Raw genomic sequence first — 9,464 nt, 5'->3', positions numbered from 1 at the left:
CGGCTAAAGCCGCACGAGTCGCTTTTCCGCCCCGCTCTAAAGAGACGGGGCTACCAAGGTCGCGATCCCCTCGGTGTTAACCTGCAATACCCGTAGGACGAAAGCTCCTCCGACGTGGGCTAATTTAAAAACAGCATGATGCGATAAGGTGGGCAATGTCCACCCGACTTCTGGAGTTCCCGAGAGAGGTTTTTCCAACGGGAAAACAGCAAAAAAACGGTAAAACACGCAACTGTTTTACCGTTTTTATCCACATCAGTTATTTTTTTGAGAGAGATAAATTCACCCTTGGAGGATAATGCACTCGTGACTATCAATCGGCACTAGGGATTTATGGCTCAATGAAGCGTAATGCCTGTAATAGAAACTTTAGGCACTCATCGCACGGTGCTTGCGGAGGCGATCGCCGACAAAACTCAAGCCCAACAGTGCCAACGCAGCCGTACCCGTCGGTTCGGGAACTTCAGTATTGGGGTCATCCGGGTTCATCGCCATCTGGAATTCGCCTTCAATTGCCATTCCATCGTTGGCGCATTCTGCAAACAGATGAGCGACAAAATCACCCACTGGCAACAAAGATTTATCAAAGCTAAACCCAAAGGTGTGATTGCCGATCGCACCAAACTGACCGAAGTCTATTCCTAAACCGCTGATGTCACTGAGGATATTCACATCACCGATTTTCGTACCCGATTTAATCGAGGTGAGTGGGCGGCTTTTTTGTGCAAAATACGGATCGGTTTGCGCCAAATCGGCCATAGTCGCCGTGCCCCCTTTATTCGACACTTTATTCCGGTGCTCCTTTAAGTGCTTAAAGCCAGAGTTCGCGCCGGTGACGCTTTTTGCCTTTACATCGCTATAAACGCCCATACCCACACCAGAGTCCGTACCTGGAGCAAAGCGGATGCCAAACAAGTTGCGGTTGGTGTTTGCCGTTTCCAAGTTGTCTCCAGAGAAGTTAAACATCAAATCGCCCCAGCCAATATGATCGTCATTGGCATGGCTAGAAGAGTTGCCTGCTAAGGGCATATTGGCATTGAGCGCCACCAAAATGCTATTGTTGGCTGTATCTTCTTTGATGGCCATGCCGTAGAATTCATAGCCGCTATTTGCTCCAATGGTGCCGAGGTTGTAACCATCATTAAATGAATCGATCGCGTAATCCCAGTCCGAAATCGGTTCTACGGGCATTGCATTGGCGGCTTGACCCGTGACGCCGAGGAGACAAACGGTAGCAGCAGCCGTTCCGACTAAAGTTTTCAGTGTTTGAGTCTTCATAAGTTTGACTTTCCTTAATGCTTTTTGCACTCCCTACATTTTTCATCATAGGACATTTAATGTAAAGAACGTACCCTTTCACCCCCTGATTTTTTTAAAGTTTTGATGAATATTGCTGCCGCGTCATCGGTGAAGAAGTCGAATCGCCTTTTAATTTGTCCCTCTCAGCTAGCCTTTTCCTCCATTATCGGATTATTTTCCAGGAAAAACGGTAGTTTGACTGTATTGCAACACTTCGTAAATTTTTTATAGAGTTAGCCTGTCTTTAGTGAATTTACGGAGGAAACTTTACCCCGATCCAGGGTGAATTGCTCTATCAATCGGGGATTGACCAATCGAACCGAGGAAGATGGTTTTCACTTTAATTAATCCAAATTTACGTAAATTTAAGGTTGTGGTTTGAGAGGGTTTGCTATCAATTGGTGGTAGGGTGGAGAGGGGGGGAAAGAGCGTAGCGATCGCCTGTTGGAGGGGGAGAAAGGGGAGCGATCGGTCCAGCCAGGGGATCCAAGCAAGGGAATTGGGCCAAGGGATGAAGCGGGGCGATCGCAGATAGGATAAAATGCCTTCACGGTATGCGAAGCTGGAGAAAAGCCAGTTGTAGGGTGGGCAGTACAGACCACCCTTGCCGACTGAGTTGTAAAGTGTGTACTGGCCACCCGACGAGGCGCAGTTGTAGGGCAGTTGTAGTTGTAGGGTGGGTTTGTACTGTCCACCAAAGCCGAGTATGGGCACTACAGAGCTTACGCAACGCGATCGGCAATGTTTGGGTACCTTTAGCGTCAAAGGATCGGATGGAAGTAGAGAAAAAAGAGACAAAAGCAACCGACTCGGGAGTGTCAATGTGGCGACAAGTGCACGAAAACGTTCAGATTGTAGCGATCGCCCTGGGGTTAGCGCTGCTGATCCGCAGCTTTATTGCAGAACCGAGATATATTCCTTCGGTATCGATGCTACCCACCTTAGAAGTGGGCGATCGGGTAGTGGTGGAAAAAATCTCCTATAACTTTCGTGCTCCCGCCCCGGGAGAAATCGTCGTTTTCGATCCGCCCCCAGAACTGCAACGATACGGATACAGAAAAGACCAAGCCTTCATCAAACGAGTGATTGGCACCCCCGGTCAAACCATTGCCATTCAAGACCGCAAAGTGTATTTGAATAACCAACCCTTAGAAGAGAACTACATTGCCGAACCCGCCGCATATCGATGGGGGCCAGAAGCGGTACCCGACGATCGCGTATTCGTCATGGGAGACAACCGAAACAACAGCAACGATTCCCACGTATGGGGATTTTTGCCCAAAAAACATATTATTGGGAGAGCCATCTTTAGATTTTGGCCCCTCGATCGGATCGGTTTTCTACAAAACTAATTCTCGATTACCGTCCCCAACTGCTACAGAGGGATATCCGAACGTTAACAGCTTCCCCATCCTGCATTAAAATGAGAATATACGCGGTGGGAATGCCCATCCAAGCGGGGACACAAATTTAAGAGAAATTGGCACAGCAATGAGTTTTTTTGATTCTGAAATCATACAGCAAGAAGCCAAACAGCTATTTGAGGATTATCGAGACCTGATCGAACTCGGAAGCAGTTATGGCAAATTCGACCGAGAAGGGAAAAAGCTCTACATCGAGCAAATGGAAGAGATGATGGAGCGCTATCGGATTTTTATGAAGCGCTTTGAACTATCCGAAGACTTCACGGCGCAGATGACCGTAGAGCAGCTCAAGACCCAGCTCAATCAATTTGGCATGACACCGCAGCAGATGTTCGACCAGATGCACAACACCTTAGAGCGGATGAAGAGCGAACTGGAAAAACAGAGGTAAGCCAATCCGGTTGCCCTTCAGACTCGCGCCAGAAAGAGGAACCAGACAGAAAAAGCGATCGCAGATGCGATCGCTTTTTACTTCCGGGATCAACCTGCCAACCCCTCAAATCTTTTATCTATCGTGGCGGGTCATATTTTGAGGGCGGATCGAAATATTCCACCGGTTGACCCTGCATAGCTTGGTGCATAAAAGAGCGCCAAATCGGAGCTGCAGTCGTCCCCCCGGTAGAACCGGCAGCCAGGGGAGTATAGTCATCATTACCGACCCAAACCGCCGTAGACAGCTGCGGCACATAACCCACAAACCAAACATCCCGTTCCGAAGACGTGGTACCGGTTTTACCCGCCGCCGGACGTCCGATGCGAGCATTCTTCGCCGTCCCGCTAGTAATCACCCCTTGCAGGACGCTATTGAGAGAAGCCACCGCCCAAGGGTCGAGAACCAGCTGTGGTTTCGGCGTATTATCCAGCAACATATTGCCGCGACTATCCGTAACTTGCACGATAAAAGTCGGCTCAGAGTGCCAACCATTATTAGCAAAAGTAGCAAAAGCCCCTGCCATTTCCATCGGCGTCAAATCGATCGCCCCGAGAGGCAAAGAAATCACCGGTTCCATCGGACTAGTCATGCCCAGAGTGCGGCAAACTTCAATCACCTTATTCAGACCGATCCACTGGCCCAGCTTCACCGCCGGAACATTAAGCGACACCTCCAACGCCTTGCGAATCGTCACCGCGCCAGAAAAGCCACCGCCGTAGTTTTGCGGCGAGTAATAGCCATTTCCGTCGCGATAGCTTACCGGACTATCCGCAATAACCGACGCCGGCGAAAACTTACCCGTAGCAAAAGCCGTGTAATAAACGAACGGCTTAAACGCCGATCCTGGCTGACGCCGAGCTTGAATCGCCCGATTGTACTGACTTTTTTCAAAACCCGCGCCACCCACCATCGCCTTCACGAAGTGGGTGCGCGGATCTACAGCAACCAAAGCAATTTGACCATTATCGCGGCCATAGAACACCCCACGATAGTAAAGAGTATCGTGCCAACGCTGCACCGTTTTTTCAGCCATGCGTTGGAAATTCATATCAATCGTTGTTTGGACGCGCATTCCGCCTTTAAGAACCGCATCGCGACCGAAGCGACGGGACAACTCCTGAATGACCGCATCCGTCACATAGGGAAGCTTACTTTGGCGAAACGAAGTCACGCGGCCCACCAGAAGCGGTTGCTTGCGCGCTTGCGCTTCCTCCTCAGCAGTAATCCACTTCAGTTCGCGCATCCGATTTAACACCACCGCCTGTCGCTGTTTTGCCAACGGATAGTTAGCAAACGGGCTGTAATCTTCAGGCGCTTGGATAATGCCGGCCAGCATCGCCGACTCAGCCAAAGTTAACTCAGAAGCCGACTTATTAAAATAGCTTTGAGAAGCGGTTTCAATGCCATAGAGGTTATGACCCCAATACACCTGATTGAGGTAAAGCTCCAAAATCTCGTCTTTACTCAGGATTTGCTCCAACCGAATAGCCAGCACTGCTTCTGCCGCTTTTCGGCTCAAGGCGCGTTTTGGAGACAGAAATAAATTTTTCACCAACTGCATCGTCAGGGTCGAACCGCCTTCCACGGTTTCCCCTTGTTCCAAGTTGGCCACAAAAGCACGGGCGATTCCACCGGGATTGATCCCGTGGTGCATAAAAAAGTGACTATCTTCGATCGCGAGTACGGCGCGCTTGAGGTTTGGAGAGATTTCATCTAAAGGCACCACCTCGCGGTTCGCTTCATCGTGGATACTGGTCAGAAGCGTACCTTTGATGTCGTAAATGTAAGTGGTTTCTGTGGGAACGTAAGTGCGTAAAACCCGCACATCCGGGAGGTTGCGGAAACTGAGCGCCAAACCGACCAGTCCCCCCGCTGCGACAGAACTAATCAGCATCGTCATTCCCAGCAGGGTTCCTGCTGTCACTTTGGTGACGCCTTGAAAAAAACTAAAAATGGGTGCGGAGTCTCTAGGGGCGTTTTGTCCGATCGTGTTAGTAGACACGGCGATTTCACTTCCTCACTAAACAAGGCTCAATGGGATTTCAGGCTGACGGGGCTTTCGCGGGCACACAGGGATGGGTAAAGTCAATCGAGAGGCATTTTAGCTCAAACCCCAGTCGGTTGGGACGGTGGGGGGTAAAAAGGCAGGGAGTTTTTTTCCCGCCTTGCTCCCCGGTGGGGGGAAATTCCTTATCCGGTCACTGCCAAAGCGGGTGACGCGGGAGTGTCTTTCCTAGCTCCATGATAATGGTGACTCAAACCACGGCCATTGCGCGCACCCCTTCTCTTCACTGGATTAACGGCTTCCAGTGTAGGCGATCCGGATTGGCTTTGCGGGTCAATTTCGGGGGATTGGGGTTTTGCAGGTCTAAGATAGGAGATTGGGTCAATGCAATAAAGGTGAATTGTTGCCACTAATTTTTGCAATTATAGTAGTTTGACGCTCGATCGCTCGAGTTGACCCCCTTTTACTGTAAACAACAGCCACCCCTGCATTTGCTAAGCATGGCTTCTAAACAACCATTGAATTCTGTGACCGAATCGTTTTCTTGGCTGCACCGTGGTGTCAGCGAAATTTTTCCCAATCTTCCCAACTCAGACAACCCAAACGAGAATTTGGTCGCCCGCATCAGCACCGCAGTGCGCCCGTTACGGGTCAAGTTGGGCATCGACCCCACCGGTGCCGACATTCATCTAGGTCATAGCATCCCCGTGCGAAAGCTGCGCGCTTTTCAAGATGCCGGCCATACGGCGGTGCTGATTATTGGTGATTTTACCGCCCGCATCGGCGATCCGACAGGGAAATCCGAGGTCCGCCCTCAGCTTACCGCAGAGCAGGTGAAGCAAAATGCCCATTCCTTTTTGGATCAGGTGCGCTCGATTTTAGATTTTGAGACTCCCGGTCGGCTGGAAATTCGCTATAACTCGGAGTGGTTGTCCACGTTGGATTTGGCCAATATTTTGGAGTTGTTGGCGACGATGACGGTGGGGCAAATGCTGGCGAAGGAGGGATTTGCCGATCGCTACGGAATCGGCAATCCTATCTACTTGCACGAGTTTCTTTATCCGCTGATGCAAGGGTATGATTCGGTGGCGGTCCGCGCAGATGTGGAATTGGGCGGGACGGACCAAAAGTTTAATATTGCGGTGGGTCGCGATTTACAGCGCCATTTCGGTCAGACGCCCCAATTTGGCTTGCTGATGCCGATTTTGCTCGGCACTGATGGATCGCAGAAAATGTCTAAGTCTTTGGGCAATTATGTGGGATTGTCCGAAGAACCGCTGAGCATGTATTCCAAGCTCGAAAAGATTCCCGATAGTCTGGTGATGGATTATTTTGAGTTGCTGACGAGTCTGCCACTGGATGAGTTGCCGGAAAATCCGCGCGATCGCCAAAAGTTGCTGGCGCTGAATATTGTGGCACAGCAGCATGGCTCCTGCGCCGCAAATCAAGCCCAACAGGCGGCTCAAACTCTGGTCGCCGGACAGGGGGGCGAAGCGGAAGCAGTGCCAGAATTCTCGTTGAGTGAAGTGGAGTTTCCCGCGAAGCTCTTTTATCTGCTCAGTGCGAGCAATTTGTGCAAGAGCAGTTCCGAAGCGCGGCGACAGATTAAAGGCGGGGCCGTGCGGATTGAGGGCGATCGCATCACCGATGAAAATCTCTCCTTTGAGTCCCCAGAGGCTCTCGAAGGCAAGGTTTTGCAAGTGGGTAAGAAAAAATTCGTTCGCTGTCGGCGGGGCTGAGCTGGGGGAAATTCGCCCGAATCTGGTAGGCTCTCCTGGAGCTACCGCCTCATCCCCTACAGGCGATCGCAATCCCGATCGGTGGGGGTGATGCGATCGCCAAAGTGTTGCCTGTTTTATCCCCACCCTGTCGATGATTCTTTAGTCAGTTATTTATCTTCATGTCTGTTGCCGATCGGATTATCGTTCCTCTTGATGTCCCTACAGAAGCGGCGGCGATCGCCCTCGTAGATGCCCTGCCTGAGGTATCTTTCTGGAAAGTCGGTCTGGAACTGTTCGTCAGTTGCGGTCCGGCGATTCTCTCTACCTTGAAAACCAGGCAAAAGCGGATTTTTCTGGATCTGAAATTCCACGATATCCCGAATACCGTGACCGGTGCTTGTGCTTCAGCGGCGCGCTACGGGGTGGATTTGCTCACCATCCACGCCACCTGCGGACGCAGCGCCCTTAAAAATGCCCAAGCGGCGTTACAAGAAAGCGTCGGGGAAGACAGTCCGAAACTGATTGCCATTACCCTGCTGACCAGTCTCAATTCGCGGGATTTAGCCTTCGACCTGAAAGTACCCATCGAGTTGCCGGAATATGCCTTGCAAATGGCACTGCTGGCAAAAGAAAGCGGTTTGGCCGGTGCGGTGTGTTCTCCCCAGGAAGCGTCCCAACTGCGAAACGTTTGTGGCAATGATTTTCTGTTAGTTTGTCCGGGGGTGCGTCCCACTTGGGCCAGCGCCGGGGATCAGCGGCGATCGATGACCCCTGCAGAGGCGCTGAAAGCCGGTGCCGATTATTTGGTCATCGGACGACCCATCACCACTGCTGAGGATCCGGCGGCGGCGTTTGCCCGGATTTGCCAGGAAATCGAGTCATAGAATGCATCAATTGGCAAAAGATACTCTCGAGAACGCAAAAGCTCTCTTTTCCCTCATCTTTTGCCTTTTGACGTTCAATGGTTTATGGCCCGTGAATGCCCAGGACATCCCCGAATTGGATGTACCCTCCCGATGTCCCACGGACCTGGACAGGCTGATGGCGGATTTGTTGCCAGATTTGCCCGGGTATGCCAACCGGGTGATTCAACGTCGCAGCGATGAGTACGTGCCCCGATACGTGATTTTCGCCGGTCTGCCCGAGTTCGAACCGTTACCACAAGGTTCCGGACCGAATAATCCGCCAGTGTCCCGATTGCCTTCTCGCCAGGAATCGTCAGCACTGACAGCGGATTTGCAGCAGGTTTTCATTACTACCTTAGAGCGCTATTATGCTGAAGATGGGGTGGTGAAGTACGAGCAATACCACTGGCTGTTTCTGACGCCGAGTGCAGAGGGTTGGCGCTTGGTGCTGATGTTATCGCGCACCGCTTACCCCCAAGGTGCGATTCCCACTCCCCCGCGCGATAGCAGTGATAGTGACATCGCGCGGGGGATTCGCCTGTGGTTGCGCGATTGTGGCGATCGCGATTAATCACTCCTCCGGTAGTGCTTCGCTGTCTTGTACATTTAAACTGCATTATTTTAAGTTAACTGAATTCCGGGAAATATTCCCTCATTTTGGACAATTAGGCTTCAATTAGGCTTCCATTAACATGCAATTATTCTGCTTGCAGGTTCATGGAATATATGGCTGTTCTGTCCATATTTGGTGGATTGATTACCAAATCGTTTGAATCGTCGTTAATGCCTGAATTTTACTGTCACGGGTGACTAAGGGAAGATTTAAAGATAAAGCAGTAATAGCGATAATCCGATCCGGCATATCTGGCACTGTTGCCCTGTCAATTTGTCGAACAGTTGCCGAAATAGTGCGATCCACAGGTGCTAACAAAATACCCGCATTCGGATTGTCCGCAGCATTTAAAACTCTTGTCAGCACCTCATCTGCCACACGCCTGCGCTCAATCAAGTAAGAAATTTCGGTTCTACCAAACCTGGTATGTAAAATCCTCGCGCATCAGACAGGAAAACACTTGCTACGAAAGCGTTTTAGGCCAGCCTTGCCTGTTCTTGATAAGGAAAGAATTTGCAGAGGACTCAATATTGCTGCTGGCAAAGGTTTGATTGCGTTTTTGGCCGCAACTTTCCATAGTAAGTTCGGTAGAGCCAAAAACTATTGCGTTCGCTTAATGGTTATTTCCCTACTACTACTCCCGGGCTGGAAAAAAACCATTGCGTTGGCTTAATGGTTATTTCCCTACTATTGACTCCAGGGCTGAAAAAAACCATTGCGTTGACTTAATGGTTATTTCCCTGTTACTACTCCAGGGCTGGAAAAAAACCATTGCGTTCGCTTAATGGTTATTTCGCCAGCAGTCCAATCCCGGGCTGGAAAAAAACCGTTGCGTTCGCTTAATGGTTATTTCCCTACTACTACTTCAGGGCTGGAAAAAAACCATTGCGTTGACTTAATGGTTATTTCCCTACTACTACTCCAGGACTGGAAAAAAACCATTGCGTTGGCTTAATGGTTATTTCGCCAGCAGTCCAATCCAGGGCTGGAAAAAAACCATTGCGTTGGCTTAATGGTTATTTCCCTATTACTGACTCCAGGACTGGAAAAAAACCATTGCGTTG

Annotated in this window: 8 protein-coding genes; 5 read left to right on the top strand and 3 right to left on the bottom strand. The window is 50.4% G+C overall.

Annotated elements, in window-relative coordinates:
- Positions 1–369 precede the first annotated feature (369 nt).
- Positions 370–1,278: an XDD3 family exosortase-dependent surface protein gene (locus AC0QH1_RS31175; RefSeq protein ID WP_324635334.1), complete on the bottom strand. Its 909-nt coding sequence runs from the start codon at positions 1,276–1,278 to the stop codon at positions 370–372.
- A 794-nt stretch (positions 1,279–2,072) separates the two neighbouring features.
- On the opposite strand from AC0QH1_RS31175, the gene lepB reads away from it, so the two are divergent.
- Together lepB and AC0QH1_RS31165 are read left to right on the top strand one after the other, a co-directional pair.
- Complete coding sequence (lepB, locus tag AC0QH1_RS31170; RefSeq protein WP_442957403.1) at positions 2,073–2,651, top strand: signal peptidase I; 579 nt, start codon at positions 2,073–2,075, stop codon at positions 2,649–2,651.
- A 139-nt stretch (positions 2,652–2,790) separates the two neighbouring features.
- Complete coding sequence (locus AC0QH1_RS31165) at positions 2,791–3,114, top strand: DUF1825 family protein (RefSeq protein WP_324635332.1); 324 nt, start codon at positions 2,791–2,793, stop codon at positions 3,112–3,114.
- Positions 3,115–3,232: 118 nt separating this feature from the next.
- Here AC0QH1_RS31165 and AC0QH1_RS31160 read toward each other — a convergent pair whose 3' ends face one another.
- Entirely contained in the window at positions 3,233–5,158 is a 1,926-nt protein-coding gene (locus AC0QH1_RS31160; protein ID WP_324635331.1) for a transglycosylase domain-containing protein, read from the bottom strand.
- Between the two features lie 503 nt (positions 5,159–5,661).
- Here AC0QH1_RS31160 and tyrS point away from each other — a divergent pair.
- The 3 genes from tyrS (at position 5,662) to AC0QH1_RS31145 (ending at position 8,358) form a co-directional block, all read left to right on the top strand.
- Entirely contained in the window at positions 5,662–6,900 is a 1,239-nt protein-coding gene (tyrS, locus tag AC0QH1_RS31155) for a tyrosine--tRNA ligase (protein ID WP_324635330.1), read from the top strand.
- A 161-nt stretch (positions 6,901–7,061) separates the two neighbouring features.
- On the top strand, positions 7,062–7,766 hold the full coding sequence (gene pyrF, locus AC0QH1_RS31150) for an orotidine-5'-phosphate decarboxylase (RefSeq protein WP_324635329.1): 705 nt from the start codon (positions 7,062–7,064) through the stop codon (positions 7,764–7,766).
- Positions 7,767–7,857: 91 nt separating this feature from the next.
- On the top strand, positions 7,858–8,358 hold the full coding sequence (locus tag AC0QH1_RS31145; protein ID WP_324635328.1) for a hypothetical protein: 501 nt from the start codon (positions 7,858–7,860) through the stop codon (positions 8,356–8,358).
- 186 nt (positions 8,359–8,544) lie between these two features.
- On the opposite strand, the gene AC0QH1_RS31140 is transcribed toward AC0QH1_RS31145, so the two are convergent.
- The gene (locus AC0QH1_RS31140; RefSeq protein WP_324635327.1) at positions 8,545–8,796 is read right to left on the bottom strand and encodes a hypothetical protein; all 252 of its coding nucleotides are present in this window, start codon (positions 8,794–8,796) and stop codon (positions 8,545–8,547) included.
- Positions 8,797–9,464: the final 668 nt, after the last annotated feature.

The organism is Phormidium sp. CCY1219 (genome assembly GCF_055795085.1).
Note: the sequence above shows the minus strand (reverse complement) of the source record. Positions and strands in the feature narration are given on the sequence as shown.

Bases quoted from the DNA above. Each gene is read 5' to 3' on its own strand.
- tyrS (WP_324635330.1), top strand. From the start codon at position 5,662: ATGGCTTCTAAACAACCATTGAATTCTGTGACCGAATCGTTTTCTTGG.
- pyrF (WP_324635329.1), top strand. From the start codon at position 7,062: ATGTCTGTTGCCGATCGGATTATCGTTCCTCTTGATGTCCCTACAGAA.
- AC0QH1_RS31165 (WP_324635332.1), top strand. From the start codon at position 2,791: ATGAGTTTTTTTGATTCTGAAATCATACAGCAAGAAGCCAAACAGCTA.
- AC0QH1_RS31175 (WP_324635334.1), bottom strand. From the start codon at position 1,278: ATGAAGACTCAAACACTGAAAACTTTAGTCGGAACGGCTGCTGCTACC.
- lepB (WP_442957403.1), top strand. From the start codon at position 2,073: ATGGAAGTAGAGAAAAAAGAGACAAAAGCAACCGACTCGGGAGTGTCA.